Here is a 19792-nt window from a genome sequence, read left to right on the forward strand (position 1 = left end):
TCCTTCGGGCGTCGACGAACAGGTCGGTCACCCAGGCGCGCGGCTTCGGCCGGAGGTCCTCCGGCGGACCGCTCCCCGGTGGTGATCCACCCGAACGCCAGTCGCGATCCGCCGCCTACTTTAGTCGACCGGCTTCGTGGCCCGGAAAACGAACAGCCGGGAGGTGTCGGTCAACGGCTCGGTTTGCCAACCGGCGTGGATGGTGATGTCGGTGAGGCCGGCCTTTTCCAGAGCGGTGGTGAGGCGTTCCGCAGTACGGAAGTACAGGGTGGTGATGGAAACCGCATCGCTGCCGTCCTCGAAGACGTTGTGTGCTTCGAAGACGACCCTGCCTTCATCGACCTCGAGGACGTCCATCCACTCGATCAGGCGGCCGACGGGAGTGTCGCGCTCGCCGTACGTCGCGTCGCGGCCCCACTGTTCCCAGGCGCGCGCGGCCGGGTTGCGGCTCTCGAAGCTGAAGACGCCGCCTGGCTTGAGGGCTCCGGCGACCGAGGTGAGCACCCCTGGCAGGTCGTCGTTGCTGATGTGCATCATCGTGTTGCCGGAACTGATGACGAGCCCGGCGTCGCCGCTCTGCTCGATCGCACTCGCGTCGCCGTCGATCCAGGTGACGGCCTCCGCGCCCGGCTGCTTCCGCGCGTAGTCCAGCATCGTCTTGCTCGGGTCGACCCCGATCACCTCACGACCTTCTTTTGCGAAGCTTCTGGTCAGCAGCCCGGTGCCGCAGCCAAGGTCCACGATCTTGGTCGCCTTGAGTTCGTCGGCCAGCGCGCGGAAGTACGCGTGATCGATGCCATCCGGGTTGTCGAGGTCGTAGAGGCCGACCAACCGCTCATCGCCGTACGGGTCATCAGTCATTTGCTGAACGCTAGCGCCGGCCCACGTCCGCCGCGACAAATTTTCGCCAGCCCGGACACCAACCCAGAGATCCGGTCAACAACCCGGCCGCCCGGACAGGCACCCGGAGGTTCAGGAGGGGTTATTTCCTGACCGGACCCCCGACCAGGTGTTCGGGAGGGGAATTTCCTGACCGGACCCCCGACCCGGGTGTCAGACCCTCCACACCAGGACGTCGGGGGTCGGGGCAATGTTCGGGAGGTTCGGACATGCTGTCGGGGGTTGGAGAGGGGTATTTGGTGACCGGACGGCCGGGTGGGTGGGTGTTCGAGGTTGCGGATTAGAGGAGGCCGGCGTGGTCCATTGCCACGTACGCCGCGTCGGTGCCGGTCATGGCTCCTGGTTTGCGGAGTTCTGCGCGGAGCTCGTCGACGGTGAGTTCTACCGGGACGCAGTCTTCGGTCTCGTCGAGGTTTTGCTTGCCGTCGGGTCGGCAGCCGCGGGCGATCGCGACGTATTTGCGGAAGACCGATGACGAGCTGGCCCACAACCAGCTGACGATCTCGATGGATTCGCAGGTGTAGCCGGTCTCTTCCTCCAGCTCCCGGCGGCCGCCGTCGGCCGGCTCCTCCCCCGGATCCACCAGCCCGCCCGGCAGGTTCGTCACCACCTGATCCGGGCCGGCACGGAACATCCGGACGGTGACGATCCGGCCCTCCGGAGTCAACGGCAGTACGGTCACCCCGGATGCGAAGCCGGAGTTCAGCTCCGGCCCGAAAACATCCCAGTCGACCTCACGCCCGTCCGGCAACCGATAGCGCCTGCGTTTGACGGTCAGAAATCCGTCGTACGCCGGTTTCTCGCCGATCAGCTCCCACGGCAACGGATCAGCAGGCCGAGCTGCCGGGGAAGATGATTCCCCGGCAGCCGCAGATTCAGCCGTCATAGCGGGTTGCTGGTGTCCGGGTCTTCTGGTGGTGCGATCGGGGTGTCGTCCTCGACGGGCGGTGCTACCGGGGCGTCGTCGGCTCCGTCCGTGGTGGCGCTTTCGTAGTTGCCGCCGTTGACCGACTCCGGCGTCTCGGTGTGCGCGCCCGGTTCGGTGGTCGGCGAGGTGTCCGGCCTGGACTCGGACAGGATCCGGGCCAGCGTCTCCTCGGAGATCCGCTTGAACTTGCGCACCTGCGAGCGGGTCCGGTCCAGCACGGCGACCTCGAGCTGGTCCGGCTCGAGCTGCCGGGTCTCGGTGCCGTCGTGGCCGAGGGCATCGACCGCGAGCCGGAGCGCGCCCGCGAGCGAGATCCCCTCGGCGTAGTGCTCACCGATGTAGTCCGCGACCTGCTCGGCCGGTCCACCCATCACGGCGTACCCGCGGACGTCCGCGATCGAGCCGTCGTAGGTGAGCCGGTAGATCTGGTCCGCGGCGGGCGTGTTGCCGATCTCCGCGACCAGGATCTCCACCTCGAGCGGCTTCTCGCCACCGGAGGAGAAGATCGCACCGAGCGTCTGCGCGTACGCGTTCGCCAGTGCCCGGCCGGTCACGTCCCGCCGGTCGTAGGAGTACCCGCGCATGTCGGCCAGCCGGACGCCGGCGATCCGCAGGTTCTCGAACTCGTTGTACCGCCCGACCGCGGCGAACGCCATCCGGTCGTAGATCTCGGCCACCTTGTGCAGGGCGGGTGACCGGTTCTCCGCCACGAACAGGATGCCGTCGGCGTACTGCAGTGCGATCGCGCTGCGGCCCTTGGCGATGCCCTTCCGGGCGAAGTCCGCCCGGTCCCGCATCAGCTGTTCGGGAGAGACGTAAAAGGGAACGCTCATGAAAGTCCTTGTCGTCGAAGCGCGGGCGGGCTCAGGTCAGCGAGACCATCAGGTCAGCGAGGAGGCCGGGCCGTCGGGCCGCTCGTGCCGGGCGGCCCAGACGGCGTCGACGATCGACGCCACCTCGTCCTCCGGCAGGCGCCGGTAGCCGTCGGCCGTGACCACGCCGATCACCGGGAAGATCCGGCGCAGCATGTCCGGCCCGCCGGTCGCCGAGTCGTCGTCCGCCGCGTCGATCAGGGACTGGACCGCGACCGTCGCGCACTCCGACTCGGACAGGTCCGGCCGGTAGAGCTTCTTCAGCGCGCCCCGGGCGAACAGCGAGCCCGAGCCGACGCTGTGGAACGAATGCTCCTCGTACCGGCCGCCGGTGGCGTCGTAGGAGAAGATCCGGCCGCCCTTGATGTCCTCGTCGTAGCCCGCGAACAGCGGCACCACGGCCAGGCCCTGCATCGCCATCGCCAGGTTGCCCCGGATCAGCGCGCTGAGCCGGTTCGCCTTGCCGTCCAGGCTGAGCGTGGTGCCCTCGAGCTTCTCGTAGTGCTCCAGCTCGACCTGGAAGAGCCGGACCATCTCTATCCCGAATCCGGCCGAGCCCGCGAACGCGACCGCGGAGTACTCGTCGGCGGGGAAGACCTTCTCGATGTCACGCTGGGCGATGATGTTGCCCATCGTGGCCCGCCGGTCGCCGGCCATCAGCACGCCACCGGGGAAGGTGGCCGAGACGATCGTCGTACCGTGCGGGACGTCGGCGGAGAAATCTGCCGACCCCAGGGAGCGTCGTCCGGGCAACAGGTCGGGCGCGTGCCCGGCGATGAAGTCCATGAAGGACGAGCCACCTGGGACCAGGAAGGCTTCCGGCAACCGGCCGGAGGCATCGAATGTCATCTAGCGGTTCACTCCCCACCCTTTTGAACGAACCCGCGGACGAACTCTTCCGCGTTCTCCTCCAGCACCTCGTCGATCTCGTCGAGGATCGAGTCCACGTCGTCGTCGAGCCGTTCCTTGCGCTCGGCGGCATCCTCGGTCGACTTGACCTCGGTGACCTCTTCCTCGGTCGTCGAACGCTTCGGCTGCTTGTGCTGCTGCCCGCCGTCCTTCGCCATGGCACACACCTCCTAGAACCGCAGTGGAAAGCCGCCCAACCGACTCTCTATAGCGACCCTACCCGGCGGCACCCCCAGTAATGGTGCGAACCAGGTCACTCGCGGTGTCGCACTGGTCAAGTAAGGCCCCAACATGGGCTTTGGTACCGCGCAACGGGTCCAAAGTAGGGATGCGCTGCAACGATTCCTTGCCCGGCAGATCGAAGATCACCGAGTCCCAGGACGCGGCCGCCACCTGACCGGCGTACTGCTGCATGCAGCGGCCGCGGAAGTAGGCGCGGGTGTCCGTCGGCGGGTGTGAGACGGCCATCCGGATCTCCTCGTCGGTGACGAGGCGCTGCATCCGGCCGGCCTTCACCAGCTTGTAGTACAGGCCCTTGTCCGGTCGCAGATCGGCGTACTGGAGGTCGACCAGGTGCAGCTTGGAGTCGTCCCAGTCCAGGCCGTCGCGATCGCGGTAGGACTGCAGCAGTTTCAGCTTGGCGACCCAGTCGAGCTGGTCGGCCAGCTTCATCGGGTCGGTGGCCAGCTGGTCCAGGACGTTCTCCCAGCGTTGCAGGACGTCCTTGGTCTGCCGGTCCGCGTCGTCGCCGTACTTGTCCTCGACGTACTTGCGGGCCTGCTCCAGATACTCCACCTGGAGCTGGACGGCGGTGATCTTGCGGCCGTCCTTCAGCGTCATCAGGTGCGTGCAGGTCGGGTCGTGGCTGATCTCGTGCAGCGCGGTGACCGGCCGGTCGACGCTCAGGTCGTCGGTCAGCCAGCCGTCCTCGATCATCGCGAGCACGAGTGACGTCGTACCGACCTTCAGGTACGTCGAGATCTCGGACAGGTTCGCGTCGCCGATGATCACGTGCAGCCGGCGATAGCGGTCCGGGTTCGCGTGCGGCTCGTCGCGGGTGTTGATGATCGGCCGTTTCAGCGTCGTCTCCAGGCCGACCTCGACCTCGAAGTAGTCCGCCCGCTGGCTGATCTGGAAGCCGTGCGCGTTACCGTCCTGGCCGATCCCGACCCGGCCCGCGCCGGTGACCACCTGGCGGCTGACGAAGAACGGCGTCAGGTGCCGCACGATCGATGCGAACGGGGTCGACCGGCGCATCAGGTAGTTCTCGTGCGAGCCGTACGACGCGCCCTTGTTGTCGGTGTTGTTCTTGTACAGGTTCAGTGGCGGCGCCCCCGGGATCTGCCGGGCCTGCCGTGCGCCCTCCATGATCACCAGCTCGCCGGCCTTGTCCCAGACCACCACGTCGCGCGGATTGGTGCACTCCGGCGCGGAGTACTCCGGGTGGGCGTGGTCGACGTACAACCGCGCGCCGTTGGTCAGGATGACGTTGGCCAGCCCGGTCTCCTCGTCGGTGAGCTGGCTGGAATCAGCCACCTCCCGGCTCAGGTCGAAGCCGCGCGCGTCCCGCAGCGGGTGCTCCTCGTCGAAGTCCCACCTCGTCTTGCGCGCCAGTGGCTGCGTCTGGGCGTAGCCGTTCACTACCTGGCTGGAGGTCAGCATCGGGTTCGCCCCGGGCTGGCCCGGCACCGAGATCCCGAACTCGGTCTCGGTGCCCATGATCCGCCGAACACTCATGGCTTCGAGCCTACGCGGTACCGGGGACTAAAGGTGTGGACGTGTCCACAGGGTTACGTGTGAGACTGCCCAAATGGACGAACTCGTGGCGTTGCTGGACTCCGAGGGACGGGTGTGCGGTAGCGCTCCACGCTCGGTGATGCGCAGGGACAACCTGCGCCACGCGGCGACCGGCGTACTGGTCCGCAACAGCTCCGGCGACATCTACGTCCACCAGCGGACCGCCACGAAGGACGTCTATCCCTCGTACTACGACTTCGCAGCCGGTGGCGTCGTCGCGGCCGGCGAGGACCCGTACGACGCGGTGGTGCGCGAGCTGGCCGAGGAGCTCGGGATCGTCGGGGCCGACCTGGTGAAGCTGCCCGAAGGCGACTACGCCGACGACAACACGTCGTACCACGCCTATCTCTACACCTGTGTGTGGAACGGGCCGATCGAACACCAGCCGGAGGAGGTCGCCTGGGGTGCCTGGATGTCGCCTGCTGAGCTTGCCGCGAAGCTGGATGACCCGTCGTGGCCGGTGATGCCGGACACGGCCGCATTGCTCGGGCCGCTGGTACGGAGCTTTGTATGACGATCACGGACAACGGCTGGGACAGCAGAGCCTGGTTGGAGGGCGACTGGCTCCACAGGGCTCCTCGTCGCGAAGAGGTCCGCCCACGTCTTCTCTCCGAAGCACGGCTCCTCCCCTGGCTCGCACCACAGCTGCCCTTGCCCGTACCGATTCCGGAGCCCACTGCGGACGGCGTACGGCATCGACTGTTGGTTGGTGAGCCATTGTCACAAGCCAGTACTGCGCTGGGCCGCGAGCTCGGGGCGTTTCTCAAGGCTCTGCATGGGGTCGACCCGGTCGCGGCTGTCGAGCATGGCGCTGTCGATGCCTCCACTGCAGCTGCTGACAAGAACAGGTTTCTCGCTGAGGCTCGGGAGCTGGTGCTTCCGCTCCTCCCCACTGCGAATCAGGCTGCGGGCGCCGCTCTGCTGGACCGCGTCGAGGGTGTGCGGACAGCGCTCATCCATGCCGATCTCGGGCCTGATCACCTGCTGGTACGCGACGGACGGATCACCGGGATCATCGACTGGACCGACGCGGAGATCGGTGATCCGGCGCTCGACCTGTCCTGGCTGCTCAACGGCGCTCCGGCGGTCGTTGCCGAGGGGGTCTCGCAGACTTACGAGGTGACGGCTGAGCTGCGGGAGCGCGCTCTCGACTGGCATCGGCTCGGACCTTGGTGCGCCGTCCATCGCGGACTGCTGCTCGACCTGCCGGACGAGGTCGACGAGGCGCTCGAAGGGATTCTGGACCGGCTCTGATGCAACCATCGGCGGGGTGAGCGGCCACTCCCCGATGTGAACATCACCCTGACCGACGAGACGGAGCCGCCCATGGCCGCCGGATCTGCAGCACCGACTCCGGACGGAGCGACCGTGCCGAGCGTTGACGGAGCGACGGTGCCGAGCGTCGACGCCGACTTGTGGGACCGTCTGCGAACCGGCGACCAGTCCGCGCTGGGCGAACTGTTCGACCGCTATGCCGACGACGTGTACGGCTTCGCGTTCCGCCGTACCGCCTCCTGGACCGCCGCCGAGGACGTCGTCCAGGCGACCTTCCTGAGCACCTGGCGACGCTTCCAGCGCAACCCGCCAGGCCCGTTGACCGCACCGAGCGCCCGTGGCTGGCTGTTGGTGGTGGCAGGCAACGAATGCCGTTCCCTGTTCCGCACCACCCGACGGTTCCGGAGCCTGGTGGAGCGCCTGCCCGATCCGTCCCCGGAGACCGATCACGCGGCCGAGGTCGCCCGCCGGCTCGACGACGAACGCCAGATGTCCGCCATCCGGCAAGCGCTGGCCAAACTTCCCCGGCACGAACGGGAGACGCTCGAGCTGGTCGTCTGGTCCGGGCTGACGCTGGCCGAGACCGCCGACGCGCTCGGCGTACCGGTCGGCACCGTCAAAGCCCGGCTGCACCGAACCCGCCGCCGCTTCCCCAACCTGCTCTCCCGCATCGCGCTCTCCGAGGAGCTCTCATGACCACCAGGTTGGACCCGCCCCCGATCCCCCCGCTGTCCGTGGAGCAGCGCGCCCGCTTGCGCCGGCGCGTCATGCAATCCCCCGTACGGCGTACGCCACGTCCCTGGGCCGTCCCGGTCGCCGCGGTGACCGCGGTCGCCGCCGTCATCGCCGGAGCGACCCTCATCAGTCACCAGGGTGACAACACCGCACCAGCAGTGACCGATTCGGTCGTCCCGGACGCAATCAAGATCGACCTCGGACCGGCGAGCCCGGCCGAGCTGGCCAAGGTGCAGCGGACCTGTCAGACCGCTCTGCGCCAGACCGGGGACGAAATCCTTTGGAGCCGCAAGGTGAAGCGGTTCGCGAGTATCAGCAACGAGAAGAACCGGACCGGCGTGGTGGCCCTGATGAAGGTGTCGCAGCCCAAGGCCCAGCCCGGCCGCAGCCTGGGGATCCTCTTCTGCACTGCGACCGGTTCCGGCCATGATGTCCTGGACAGCGCTTGGACAGCCGAACCGACTCCGGCTCAAGGCATCCTCGCGATCGACGAGCTGAACTACATCGAGACGGGCATGCCGCCGAACGGCGCTCCGACGGTCTCGGTCGACGAGTTCTGGGGGATGTACAAGGTGCGTCCCGAGATCGCCCGGATCCAGTCACGCCTGGTCTGGTCGGGTGGTGCCGGCCCGTGGTACGAGGGCGTGGTCAAGGACGGGATCGCTTATGCGGACGCCGCCGACAGCATCAGCAAGTCGGACAGACCCGGCAAGGTGCGCGAGTTCCGGGCCTTCGACAACCGCGGTCGTCAGGTGCCGCTGAGCAAGTAACTACTGCTGGCGGCTGATGAAGCGCGACATGGAGCGGGCCAGGTTGATGCCGACGAGGCCGCCCCAGCAGACGAACATGGCGACGACGCCTTCCTGGGCGGCGGCGATGGCGGTGATCGGGATGCCGGCGGTGACCGAGATGATCGCCAGCGCGAGGCCGCCCGGGTCGCCTTCGCGGACCGGCTTGGGCGCCTGCACCGGCGGCGCGGCGAGATGCTGCGCGGTCTGCGCGTCGAGCTTCGCGAGGAACCCTTCGATGATCTCGGGCTCGTAGTCCGGCCCGAGCTCCTGACGCGCCGCCACCGCCGCACGCAGGTCCTTGCGAATCTCTTCCGTCGCCATACCGACGACCGTACGCCGCCCAGACCCCACCCCGGATCAGGGGAAACCCTGACCCCCGCCCCGTCCGCCAACCCGGGACCAGGTAGACCCACCTCCCTGGCAACTTCCCCGCGATGGTGTTAGAGCGGGCGCCTGCACACATCGGCAGCACCACCGCTCCCCTCGAGCTTGGCGAATCCCCAGCGCCCCATGCTCCGGCACATCTGCGTGCCGACGGGTCCCACCTGGCCGCCTCTCGCCGTTCGCCCGAGCGGCTGGTTGCTCGGCGTACCGGGGTTGAGCCGTACGCCGTGCGGCTGCTGGGCGTACCGGAGCTTCAGACGTATCCCGGGCAGCACTCACACCGGCCCGTACGACGAGGAGCCGCGTCACGGAGTACGCAAGAGCCGCCCCGGTCCGAAGGGGACCGGGGCGGCTCTGGGAATGCTGTTTACAGGTACTGACCTGTGTTGGTCGCTGTGTCGATGGAGCGACCTGGTTCGGTGCCCTGCTTGCCGGAGATGAGGGTGCGGATGTAGACGATCCGCTCGCCCTTCTTGCCGGAGATCCGGGCCCAGTCGTCCGGGTTGGTCGTGTTCGGCAGGTCCTCGTTCTCCTTGAACTCGTCGACGCACGCCTGCAGCAGGTGCTGCACCCGCAGACCCTTCTGGTTGTCGTCCAGGAAGGCCTTGATCGCCATCTTCTTGGCCCGGTCGACGATGTTCTGGATCATCGCGCCCGAGTTGAAGTCCTTGAAGTACAGGACCTCCTTGTCACCGTTGGCGTAGGTGACCTCGAGGAAGCGGTTCTCGTCGGCCTCGGTGTACATCCGCTCGACCGTGCGTTGGATCATCCCGTTGACGCACTCTCGCCGGTCGCCACCGAACTCGCCGAGGTCGTCGGCGTGCAGCGGCAGCGATGGGGTCAGGTACTTCGAGAAGATGTCCCGCGCGGACTCCGCGTCCGGGCGCTCGATCTTGATCTTCACGTCCAGCCGGCCCGGCCGCAGGATCGCCGGGTCGATCATGTCCTCGCGGTTCGAGGCACCGATGACCAGGACGTTCTCCAAGCCCTCGACGCCGTCGATCTCGCTGAGCAGCTGCGGCACGATGGTGTTCTCGACGTCGGAGGAGACACCGGAGCCGCGGGTGCGGAACAGCGAGTCCATCTCGTCGAAGAACACGATCACCGGCATCCCCTCGGAGGCCTTCTCGCGAGCACGCTGGAAGACCAGGCGAATGTGCCGCTCGGTCTCACCGACGTACTTGTTCAGCAGCTCCGGGCCCTTGATGTTGAGGAAGAACGACTTCTGCCCCTCCACCCCGGTCCGCTCGGCCACCTTCTTGGCCAGCGAGTTCGCCACCGCCTTCGCGATCAGCGTCTTGCCACAGCCCGGCGGGCCGTACAGCAGGACGCCCTTCGGCGGCTTGAGCTCGTGCTCCAGGAACAGGTCCTTGTGCAGGTACGGCAGCTCGACCGCGTCCCGGATCTGCTCGATCTGGCCGGCCAGGCCACCGATCTGGGTGTAGTCGATGTCCGGGACCTCTTCGAGGATCAGCTCCTCGACCTCGGACTTCGGGATCTTCTCGTAGACATAGCCGGAGCGGGGCTCCAGCAGCAGTGAGTCACCGGCCCGCAGCGCGATGTCGAGCAGTGGCGAGGCGAGCCGGACGACCCGTTCCTCGTCGGCCTGCGCGATCACCAGCGCCCGCTCGCCGTCGGCCAGCAGCTCCTTCAACATCACCACGTCGCCGACGACTTCGAAGTCGCAGGCCTCGACCACGTTCAACGCCTCGTTCAGCATCAGTTCCTGGCCGAGCTTGAGCGCGTCCAAGTCAACTGACGGACTCGCAGCGACCCGGAGCTTGCGTCCCCCGGTGAACACGTCCAGCGTGTCGTCGTCGTTGCGGCCCAGGTAGGTCCCGAAACCGGATGGCGGTTGCGCCAGCCGGTCGACCTCCTCCTTCAGGGCGATGATCTTCTCGCGCGCCTCGCGCAGCGTTTCCGCCAACCGCTCGTTCTGTGCGGTCACGCTCGCCAACGACGCTTGGGTTTCGGACAGTCTGCCTTCGAGCGACCGGCTGTCTGCCGGGTGCTCCAACAACCTCCGCCGCAACGCTGCGACCTCGGCCTCCAGGTACCTGACCTGGTTACGCAGCTCTGCCGCGGTAGGACTCTCGTCTCCAGCCACGATCATCACCTCACCATGTGGGGCTCGACCCTATGGACCTTACCCAGAAAAGCACGCCGAGCAAGCTGAATCCCATCACGTGTCGGTTGCGGATGAATCCGTTGCTTCCGGCGTGTCGGTGGGTGTATCGGACTTCCGCGGGCCGGAATAGTCGTCGCCGTACGCACCAGGCGCCGGCCGGCGCTTCTTCCGGGGCGCCTGTACGCCGTGCGCCATGCGTCGCGCGGTGACCAGGAAGGCGGTGTGACCCTGCATCCGGTGCCCCGGCCGGACCGCCAGTCCCTCGACGTGCCAGTCGCGCACCAGCGACTCCCAGGCCCGCGGCTCGGTGAACTCGCCGTGAGCCCGCAGCGTCTCCACCACCCGGCTCAGCTGGGTCGTAGTGGCCACGTAAGCGCAGAAGACGCCTCCCGGGACCAGGGCACCGGCAGCGGCGTCCACGCACTCCCAGGGGGCAAGCATGTCCAGTACGACGCGGTCGACGTCTTCCTCCTCGAGCGACTCCACCAGGTCGCCGACATTCAGCGTCCAGGCGGGGTGCTCGGCACCGAAGAACCCGGTGACGTTCTTCCGGGCCACCTCGGCGAAGTCCTCGCGACGCTCGAAGGAGATCACTTGGCCGTGAATACCGACGGCTCTGAGCAACGCGGTCGTCAGCGCACCCGAGCCGGCGCCGGCCTCGACGACCTTGGCGCCCGGGAAGATGTCGGCCATCGTCACGATCTGGGCGGTGTCCTTCGGGTAGATCACCGCGGCACCCCGCGGCATCGACACCGAGTAGTCCGCCATCAACGGCCTGAGCGCGAGGTACTCAACTCCGCCCTTGGAGCGCACCACCACCGCATCCGGCCCGTCGATCAGCTCGTCGTGCTCGATCCCGCCCTTGGTGGTGTGGAAGACCTTCCCCCGCTCCAGAAAAACCGAGTGCCGCCGGCCCTTCGAGTCCGAGAGAGTGATCCACTCCCCCGCCTGCAGCGGCCCATGGTGCACCCCGGAGAACGAAGCATCAGGAAAATCACGAAGATCAGACATAAGGCGCTCACCCTAACTTCCACCCCATCCACCACCCGCATCGTGCTCTCCCTCTCTTGAGAGGACGGCCACTGACGCGATGTTCGGCCGATGCCGCGAAATAGGCGCGTCAGTGGGCGAAAAACCCTCCAGCCGTGAGCAGCCGGGGCAGCCGGGGGCGGCCGGGTAGCCGGGGCAGCCGGGGCAGCCCGGGGCAGCTGGGGGCGGCCGGGCAGCTGGGGCAGCTGGCTCAGCGGGTGCGGAAGGCTGCTTCTATGTCGGCGGTGGCTAGGACGCCGTAGACCTGGCCTTCGGGGTCGAGGACGAGGTACTCCGAGGCGGGGTTCTTGCGGAGGGTGGTGAGGATCTCTTCGCCGGTGTCGTTGACGCCGATGATGTGGCCCGCGACGATCCGGGTGGAGACCTCGCCGACGGTGGTCCACGGGCGCTGGTTCGGGGCGACCGCGTTGACGGCCGACTCCGAGACGAGCGCGTGCGGCCGGCCCTCGCCGTCCATCACGACGACAGCACCGGCGCGCTGCTCCGAGGCCATCCGGACCGCCTCCGATACCGGCGTACCGGAATGTACGGCGATCGCCCGGCGCGCCATCGTGCGCACCTGCAAGGCGGGCAGCTTGCGGCGCAACCGGGCCTGCATGAGCGACGCCGTCGAGCCCATCCAGAGGAAGAAGCCGACCAGCAGCGCGATCACGAAGTCGATGATCGTCGGCTGCCGGTCGAAGACCTCTTCGAGGATGACCGGCGCGGCCAGGACGGAGATCGCGATCAGCCGGCCGGCCCACGCGGCGGCGATGGTGCCGGTATGCATGTTGCCGGTCAGCTTCCACACGAAGGCGCGCAGTACCCAGCCGCCGTCCAGCGGCAGCCCGGGCAACAGGTTTGTGACCCCGACGATCAGGTTCGCCAGCGCCAGTTCGAACAGCGCGACGTAGCCGACCCCCTCGTCGATGGCCCGCGAACCGAGATAGGCGAGCCCACCCACCACGAGCGACGCGAGCGGCCCGACGATCGAGATCGCGAACTCCTCGAACGGGCTCTTCCGCTCACCCTCGATGTGCGTACCGGCCGCGAAGAAGCCGAGGTTGATCTCGGTCACCGGAATGTCGAACCGCATCGCGACCAGCGCGTGCGCCAGCTCGTGGATCAGGATCGACAAGGTGAAGGCGACCACGAACGCGAACGACGCGACGTACCGCCAGCTGCCCAGCTCCGGGAACTGCTCGCCGATGACAGTGGAGAAGCCCAGCGCGAGCAGTACTGCGACAGGCAGCCACGTGACGCGCATGGTGAGCTTGACCCCTTTGACACGCCCGAGGACCCAGGTGCCGGGGGTAGGACCGGCAGGCTGGACGGGACTGTGGGGATCGCGCGGCTCAGACATCGAGGTAACGCTACTGGTCGACCGGTAACACCCAGCTAGTGCCCCGCGTCGGAAGTTGTTTGAGTGATTGCGGTGGTCAGGTGCGTGCATCGCGGTGGCGGAGGGAAGGCCTCGATGCTTTCCATCGTGGCCTTTTCTCCGCTGCCGTGAGGTGCGTGCCTGGGCGCCGCAAGCGCCAAAGAACTTCCGACGCGGGGCACTAAACACCCACGGTGAGGCGGGCCGTGTATCCGTCCTGCACGCTGCCGGTGACAGTAGCGAGCTGCCGTACGCCGCCGTCGTCTCCGAACACCATGTCGCGCTGCAGTGAGGTCTGCGCCAGGTTCTGCGTGCTCCCGTCGTACCCGCTCGTCGCATAGACCGTCTTGCACGTCTCCTCGGGCAGTGCGAGCTGGGAGGTCGCACTGATCTTCCCTGCAGCCGTTGCCTCGGACAGCGATGCGTACACCTCGAAGTGGATGTGCGGCCAGCGTCCCTGGTACGCCGCAGGGAAGATCGTCGTGAAGGTGACCTTGCCCTGGGCATCAGCCGCCTGTACTCCGCGCAGGTAGTTCTCGTCGCCGATCTCGTCGTCGTACATCGAGTACCTGCCCTCTGCATCGCAGTGCCACACGTAGACGGCAGCACCAGCCAGTGGAGTGCACTTGGCGCTGTCCTGTACTACGAGTTGCACGGTGAGCGGTACTCCCTTGGCGACCCCGGAGGCGGACCCGAAGGACTTCGTCAGGTCGCTCCGCACGATCCCCGACTCGGTCAGCACGTTCGGGCCGTTCGACCCGTCGCCCGGGTAGGGACCAGCGGTCTCCTCCGGGATCTCCTCGGCGCAACTGGCCGCGGTGCTGCTCGGAGTACTGGCCGAAGATGGGCTGGTCGTCGGCGTACCCGAGGTCGTCGCCGAGTTGTTCGGGATGGTCGCCGAGCTGTTCGGCGTACCGGCGGTGTCGGTGGCGTCCGCGCAGCCGGCCAATGTGGCGAGGCCGGCGCCGGCGATCAGGCGGAGGACGTTGCGGCGGCGGAGCGTTCCGAGGTCGTGGACGAGGCCGAGATCGTGTTCGTGCGGCTGGGTCATGGCGGTCTCCTCCAGGTGTGGTTCACCCAAGGATTGCGAGCGGGACCGATGGTTTGCCGAAAGTCTGCTGGGAGTCCGCTGTGAGTTGTCCACAGGTGAGGTGCGGCGTGCGAGCGGACTGTCGGTGGTCTCGCCTAGCCTTCCGGTATGAGTGTTGCAGCGGCAGTTGATGTGCACGGCCACCCGCGCGGGGCGCTGTCCCCGTCCCGGGCGGCGGATTTCATGAGCTGCCCGCTCAAGTACCGGTTCCGGGTGATCGACCGGCTGCCGGAGAAACCTTCGTCGGCGGCTGTTCGCGGGACCGTCGTGCACGGCGTGCTGGAGCGACTCTTCGATCTGCCCGCCGGTGAGCGGACGCTGGAGCGGGCGGCCGAGATGCTCGAGCCGCAGTGGCAGCACGTCTTGGAGGCCGAGCCCGAGGTCGCGGAGCTGTTCGCGGAGGATGCCGAGGGTGAGGAGCTCGCGAAGTGGCTCGCCGAGGCACATCAACTGCTCGGGAAGTACTTCACGCTGGAGAATCCGAACGCGCTGGAGCCGGCCGAGCGGGAGCTGTACGTCGAGACCGAGCTGGAGTCCGGGCTCACGCTGCGGGGGTATGTCGACCGGCTGGATGTCGCGCCCACCGGCGAGATCCGGGTGGTCGACTACAAGACCGGGCGGTCGCCGTCGGAGTTCTTCGAGGCCAAAGCCCTGTTCCAGATGAAGTTCTACGCCCTCGTGCTCTGGCGGCTGCGCGGTGTCGTTCCGGCGATGCTGCAACTGGTGTATCTGGGCAACGGCGAGATCGTCCGGTATGTGCCGGACGAGGCGGACCTCAGAGCCTGCGAGCGCAAGGTCACCGCGTTGTGGAGCGCGATCACCAGGGCCCTCGAGTCCGGCGACTGGCGCCCGAGCAAGGGTCCGCTCTGCGACTGGTGCGACCACAAGGCCCTCTGCCCGGCCTGGGGCGGTACTCCCCCGCCACTCCCGTCCCGCTCCGTCGAAGAAGTCGCCCAGGAATCGGCCGGCGTAGACCTGGTCGGAGTAGACGGATGACCGCATACGGCGTACCGGCTGAGGGCCTAGCAGGTGTGATTGAGGTCCTGTTTGTACCGGTCGGTGCCACGTTCAACCACCACTCTCCGATACCGTCCGGGTTATGAGTCACCCGCATCCCGACCTGGGAACACCGCCCCGCCTGCCGGACAACGCCCTGCGCATCGTCGCGCTCGGCGGGCTCGGCGAGATCGGCCGCAACATGACCGTGTTCGAGCACAAGGGCCGGCTGCTGGTGGTGGACTGTGGGGTGCTCTTCCCGGAGGAGCACCAGCCGGGCGTCGACGTGATCCTGCCGGACTTCAGCTGGATCCGCGACCGCCTCGACAAGATCGACGGCATCGTGCTGACGCACGGCCACGAGGACCACATCGGCGGCGTCCCGTATCTGCTGAAGGAACGCGGCGACATCCCGCTGATCGGTTCGAAGCTGACCTTGGCGTTCATCACCGCCAAGCTGAAGGAACACCGGATCCGCCCGGAGACGATCGAGGTCAAGGAGGGCGACCGGCGCAAGCTCGGCACCTTCGAGTGCGACTTCTTCGCCGTCAACCACTCGATCCCGGACGGCCTCGCGGTGGCGATCCGGACCCGGGCCGGCGTCGTCCTGCACACCGGCGACTTCAAGATGGACCAGTTCCCGCTGGACCGCCGGCTCACCGACCTGCGCGGATTCGCCAAGCTCGGCGAGCAAGGCGTCGACCTGTTCATGACGGACTCCACCAACGCCGAGGTGCCCGGTTTCACCACCGCCGAGAAGGACCTCGGCCCGGCCATCGACACCGTCTTCCGGACGGCGCCCGGCCGGATCATCGTCTCCAGCTTCGCCAGCCACGTGCACCGGATCCAGCAGGTCCTCGACGCCGCCAAGGCCGGTGGCCGCAAGGTCGCCTTCGTCGGCCGCTCGATGGTCCGCAACATGGGCATCGCCGGTGATCTCGGCTACCTGAAGATCCCGAAGGGCCTGATCGTCGACCTGAAGGAGCTGGAGAAGCTCCCCGACCGCAAGGTCACGCTGGTCTGCACCGGGTCGCAGGGCGAGCCGATGGCCGCGCTGTCCCGGATGGCGAACCGCGATCACATGATCCGGATCGGCGAGGGCGACACCGTGCTGATGGCCAGCTCGCTGATCCCCGGCAACGAGAACGCGATCTACGCGGTCATCAACGGCCTGATCCGGTGGGGTGCCAACGTCGTCCACAAGGGCAACGCGAAGGTGCACGTCTCCGGTCACGCCAGCGCCGGCGAGCTCGTCTACTGCTACAACCTGGTCAAACCGCGCAACGTGATGCCGATCCACGGTGAGTACAGGCACCTCAAGGCGAACGCGGCGCTCGCCGTCGCCACCGGCGTACCGGCTGATCGGGTGATCATCGCCGAGGACGGCGTGGTCGTGGACCTGGACAAGGGTCGCGCACGGATCACCGGCAAGGTCGACGCCGGGTACGTGTACGTCGACGCGATGACTGTCGGCGGCGTTACCGAGGCGAACCTGAAGGATCGGCGAGCGCTGGCCGAGGAAGGCGTCGTCACGGTCGTCCTGTTGGTCGATGCCCACACCGGCAAGCTGGCCGAGCCGCCGGACTTCCTGGCCCGCGGGTTCGTCCACGACGACACCACCTTCAAGGCGGTCGAGCCGATCATCGCCGACACCCTCGCCAAGGCGGCGAACGAAGGCATCGGCGAGGTGCACCAACTCGAAGAACTCGTCGGCCGCGCCGTCGGCAACTGGACCTACCGCCACTGGCGCCGCCGCCCAGTCATCATCCCAGTCGTCATCGACGCCTGATCCCACCGTCGAGCAAGGCGGCGCCGGGTTCACACCCAGCGCCGCCCTCGGACCGCGGCACCAAGCGCCCGTATTACGAGCGTCCGGCGCCGCGCCCTCTCGCTATCCCGACGGGGTCAACACGATGCTGATCATCCCGGCTCGGCTGGTGGCGTTCGTTGTTGCCGTTAGGCCGCCGGCGGTGCCGGTCGGTACTGGGGCAGCGCTGTCCGCGACGAGGGCCGCGATCAGCCCGCTGCCCGATCCGATTCGTTCGTCTCGGGCGACGGCACCGGCCGGTTCCGTCCAGTTGGTGGTCGTCGACGACTTGTCGGACCAGTAGGACAGCAGCCACGATCCACCGGTCGTCACGTTCACTACCGGAGTTACGTGAGCCGTCGCGGCTGTCGCGTCCGACCGTTGCGCCACCGTCCCCAGCGACGCACCGGCGTACCCGGTCAGCTGAAGAGCGACCTTCGTATAGACATCAAAGGTCAGCCGGACAGCTGACCCCGCATCGCTAGCGGACGCGATCTTCGACCACGCCATCGTCCGCTGCGACCCGACGACGAAGTTCTCCACAGCGGTCCACCCGGTAACACCCGACGGACCACTCACCGACGACGTCGTCAGATTCAACGTCGCGAACAGCATCAGCACATCGCCCGCCTGCACAGTGCTCGGCACCGTGAGAGCCGGAGTCGTCGCATTGCCGACGAAACCGTTCGCGCCGCGGAAAGAGATCCCAGTGGTGGTCGAACTCACCGTGACCGCATGCGTGACCCGGTTAGTCGCCCCGCCCGAGTCGGTCACCGTCAGCGCGACCGTGTAGGTGCCGGCCGCCGCATAGGTGTGACTTGGCTGAACTCCCGACCCCGTACCGCCGTCACCAAAGTCCCACGCATACCCAGCAAGCGGCCCCTCAGCATCGGACGACCCCAAGCCGTCGAAGCTGCAGGACAACCCGGTACAACTGGACGTGAAGGCCGCCATCGGCGAACTGTTGCCACCGGCAACCGTGTAGGCCAAGTGCAACACCGGAGTAGCAGGCCCGTCATGAGACGACGCACGCCGCTCCCCCGTGCCGCTCATGGAGAATCCCAACGCATTGCCCCGACGCCACCCAGGCCGACTCAGCACCTCCTGCGCCACAGCCTTCAAATCGGACGTCCGCTGCGTAGTCCCCGCCTGACCGGTCCCGGTCCACGCAGCCGCATTCCACGTCGACCGCGCCGCCGTTCGTGGACGCGACGTGACACCGGTCGGTGCCGTGGTGAAGGCCGGAGTGTCGTTCTCCGCGATGCCGTAGATCTGGACCGCCGTCGTCCCGGAGTTCGCTCCCGCCGAAGTGAACTGGATCCACGCCTCGGTGACGGTCGCCCCCTGCGGCACGTCGAGGTTGTCGAACCGCAGCCCGATCGTCTGCGTGGTCCCACCGGCATTCGGCACGTTCAGCGTCGTACCGACCCAGTCCGCATACCCGGTCGGACGCTGCTCGACATCGTCGAACGCCCGCTGCACCGGAGTATCCAGCGGCAGCGCCCCACCAGGCGCGACGACGCTGACGCGTAAATCGTCGGACCCACTCAAAGCGGAGTCACTACCCACCGCCCGTACGACGTAAGTGCCCGCCGCACTGAACGTCGCAGAAGTCTGGGCCGACTGCGGCGACCCGAAGGTGACCGTCCCCGGCCCACTCACAATCTCCCAGTCGACTGTCGTCGAAGGAGTGGGCAACCCGTCATCCCGTACGACGGCCTGCAAGGCGAGCGGTTCGCCGACATGGGTCGGCTGATCAGGTCCCACCGTGACCACCGGCGCCAGGTTCGGGATCGGCGGCAGATTCACCGACATCTCGTACAGCTTGCCGTCGTTCTCCGAGGCGTTCGTGTCGTTGTCCACGCCGCGGTCGACGATGTACAGATCCCACCGGGACGGATCGTTGGTCGCCGGAGCGACGGTGATCCCGGCCGCGAAGACCTGGTTCGAGGCCGCGATGTTGATCTTGTTCACCAGTTGCATGTTCCGGTTGAACTCGTACGCCGTTTCGGAGGCGCTGTCGACGACCAGCACCGTGTTCCGGCCCGGGTAGAAGCCGATTCCCTCCGGGTCGTCCACGCCGTACTGGCCGATGTCGAACTCCGTGTCGATGTCGTCGCCGGCCGGTGCGACACCGTTGAACAGCCCGTCCGGTCCGGGTGAGACCCGATGGACATCGGTGTCCGCGCCTTCGAGGACGAACACCTCGTTGGTCGGCGGGAAGTACTCGACATCTTCGGAGTCCCCGCCGCCGAAGGCCGCTGTACTGAACGTCGTACGGACATCGTCGCTCGTTCCGTAGCGACCGTCGGGTCCGCCGGCCAGTTCGTACACCCGAGCCTGGTCGTCGTCCGACAAGAAGACGTGCTTGTTCGCCGGGTTGTAGCCGATGCCGGCCGGCTCGTGCGTGTAGGAGGTGGTGACGCCGGTGTCCTGCAAGACCCCGAGGCGACTGGTCTCGTACAGGTTGACGTTGTGGAAGATGCTGACCTCGTCCACCTCGGCATCGGAGATCAGCAGGGTGTCGCGGTCGCTGTTGTAGGTGATGCCGGACGGATCGGGTGCGGGTGGATTGAAGTTCGAGGTCAGCACCGTTCGGACCAAGGTCGCGGTCACGTTCGCCGCGGCGGCCGGCGTTGCCGACCACAACAGCATCAACGGTGTCACCAGCAGCGCCACCACGCTGCCGGACAACAGTCGAACACGGACAGATCTGGACATGCTCATAGAACCCCCCGAGGTCACCCCCTGGCGAGATTTCGCCTGTTCC

18 protein-coding genes and 1 riboswitch are annotated in these 19792 nt (G+C 67.3%); of the genes, 6 read left to right on the forward strand and 12 right to left on the reverse strand.

Features of this window, described 5'->3' with window-relative positions:
• Positions 1 to 22 precede the first annotated feature (22 nt).
• Positions 23 to 115: riboswitch (ZMP/ZTP riboswitch) on the reverse strand.
• Between the two features lie 5 nt (positions 116 to 120).
• The 6 genes from ABZ004_RS11585 to dop form a co-directional block, all read right to left on the reverse strand.
• Positions 121 to 861 carry a class I SAM-dependent methyltransferase gene (locus ABZ004_RS11585; RefSeq protein WP_355679734.1) on the reverse strand — a complete coding sequence of 247 codons (741 nt, stop codon included), beginning with the start codon at positions 859 to 861 and terminating at the stop codon, positions 121 to 123.
• Positions 862 to 1180: 319 nt separating this feature from the next.
• The gene (locus ABZ004_RS11590; protein WP_355679735.1) at positions 1181 to 1786 is read right to left on the reverse strand and encodes an NUDIX hydrolase; all 606 of its coding nucleotides are present in this window, start codon (positions 1784 to 1786) and stop codon (positions 1181 to 1183) included.
• Positions 1783 to 2661, reverse strand: coding sequence for a proteasome subunit alpha (prcA, locus tag ABZ004_RS11595; RefSeq protein ID WP_355679736.1), 879 nt, complete (start codon positions 2659 to 2661; stop codon positions 1783 to 1785). Before prcA ends, ABZ004_RS11590 begins: the two co-directional genes overlap by 4 nt.
• A 48-nt stretch (positions 2662 to 2709) precedes the next feature.
• A complete protein-coding gene (prcB, locus tag ABZ004_RS11600; protein ID WP_355679737.1) occupies positions 2710 to 3549 on the reverse strand; it encodes a proteasome subunit beta in 840 nt (279 codons plus the stop codon).
• 8 nt (positions 3550 to 3557) lie between these two features.
• Positions 3558 to 3767 carry a ubiquitin-like protein Pup gene (locus ABZ004_RS11605; protein WP_112238945.1) on the reverse strand — a complete coding sequence of 70 codons (210 nt, stop codon included), beginning with the start codon at positions 3765 to 3767 and terminating at the stop codon, positions 3558 to 3560.
• A 58-nt stretch (positions 3768 to 3825) separates the two neighbouring features.
• The gene (gene dop / locus ABZ004_RS11610; protein ID WP_355679738.1) at positions 3826 to 5346 is read right to left on the reverse strand and encodes a depupylase/deamidase Dop; all 1521 of its coding nucleotides are present in this window, start codon (positions 5344 to 5346) and stop codon (positions 3826 to 3828) included.
• Positions 5347 to 5419: 73 nt separating this feature from the next.
• Here dop and ABZ004_RS11615 point away from each other — a divergent pair, with 73 nt between their 5' ends.
• From ABZ004_RS11615 to ABZ004_RS11630, 4 genes are all read left to right on the forward strand, one after another.
• A complete protein-coding gene (locus ABZ004_RS11615) occupies positions 5420 to 5920 on the forward strand; it encodes an NUDIX domain-containing protein (RefSeq protein WP_355679739.1) in 501 nt (166 codons plus the stop codon).
• A complete protein-coding gene (locus tag ABZ004_RS11620) occupies positions 5917 to 6660 on the forward strand; it encodes a phosphotransferase (RefSeq protein WP_355679740.1) in 744 nt (247 codons plus the stop codon). Before ABZ004_RS11615 ends, ABZ004_RS11620 begins: the two co-directional genes overlap by 4 nt.
• Before the next feature lie 72 nt (positions 6661 to 6732).
• The gene (locus ABZ004_RS11625; protein WP_355679741.1) at positions 6733 to 7377 is read left to right on the forward strand and encodes an RNA polymerase sigma factor; all 645 of its coding nucleotides are present in this window, start codon (positions 6733 to 6735) and stop codon (positions 7375 to 7377) included.
• Positions 7374 to 8186, forward strand: a complete 813-nt coding sequence (locus ABZ004_RS11630; protein ID WP_355679742.1) for a hypothetical protein — start codon at positions 7374 to 7376, stop codon at positions 8184 to 8186. The genes ABZ004_RS11625 and ABZ004_RS11630 overlap by 4 nt, the downstream gene beginning before the upstream one ends.
• On the opposite strand, the gene ABZ004_RS11635 is transcribed toward ABZ004_RS11630, so the two are convergent.
• From ABZ004_RS11635 to ABZ004_RS11655, 5 genes are all read right to left on the reverse strand, one after another.
• The gene (locus ABZ004_RS11635; protein ID WP_355679743.1) at positions 8187 to 8528 is read right to left on the reverse strand and encodes a hypothetical protein; all 342 of its coding nucleotides are present in this window, start codon (positions 8526 to 8528) and stop codon (positions 8187 to 8189) included.
• Positions 8529 to 8958: 430 nt separating this feature from the next.
• A complete protein-coding gene (gene arc, locus ABZ004_RS11640) occupies positions 8959 to 10704 on the reverse strand; it encodes a proteasome ATPase (RefSeq protein WP_355679744.1) in 1746 nt (581 codons plus the stop codon).
• Between the two features lie 69 nt (positions 10705 to 10773).
• Positions 10774 to 11730, reverse strand: a complete 957-nt coding sequence (locus ABZ004_RS11645) for a tRNA (adenine-N1)-methyltransferase (RefSeq protein WP_355679745.1) — start codon at positions 11728 to 11730, stop codon at positions 10774 to 10776.
• A gap of 229 nt (positions 11731 to 11959) precedes the next feature.
• A complete protein-coding gene (locus ABZ004_RS11650; RefSeq protein WP_355679746.1) occupies positions 11960 to 13111 on the reverse strand; it encodes a site-2 protease family protein in 1152 nt (383 codons plus the stop codon).
• Positions 13112 to 13310: 199 nt separating this feature from the next.
• Positions 13311 to 14180, reverse strand: a complete 870-nt coding sequence (locus ABZ004_RS11655) for an intradiol ring-cleavage dioxygenase (protein ID WP_355679747.1) — start codon at positions 14178 to 14180, stop codon at positions 13311 to 13313.
• A 147-nt stretch (positions 14181 to 14327) separates the two neighbouring features.
• Between ABZ004_RS11655 and ABZ004_RS11660 the strand changes: the two genes are divergently transcribed.
• Both ABZ004_RS11660 and ABZ004_RS11665 read left to right on the forward strand, forming a co-directional pair.
• Complete coding sequence (locus tag ABZ004_RS11660; protein WP_355679748.1) at positions 14328 to 15215, forward strand: PD-(D/E)XK nuclease family protein; 888 nt, start codon at positions 14328 to 14330, stop codon at positions 15213 to 15215.
• A 103-nt stretch (positions 15216 to 15318) separates the two neighbouring features.
• A complete protein-coding gene (locus ABZ004_RS11665) occupies positions 15319 to 17004 on the forward strand; it encodes a ribonuclease J (RefSeq protein WP_355679749.1) in 1686 nt (561 codons plus the stop codon).
• A 102-nt stretch (positions 17005 to 17106) separates the two neighbouring features.
• Here ABZ004_RS11665 and ABZ004_RS11670 read toward each other — a convergent pair whose 3' ends face one another.
• Positions 17107 to 19743, reverse strand: coding sequence for a PKD domain-containing protein (locus tag ABZ004_RS11670; protein WP_355679750.1), 2637 nt, complete (start codon positions 19741 to 19743; stop codon positions 17107 to 17109).
• Between the last annotated feature and the right edge of the window lie 49 nt (positions 19744 to 19792).

It is taken from the genome of Kribbella sp. NPDC006257, assembly GCF_040613535.1.
Lineage (GTDB): Bacteria > Actinomycetota > Actinomycetes > Propionibacteriales > Kribbellaceae > Kribbella.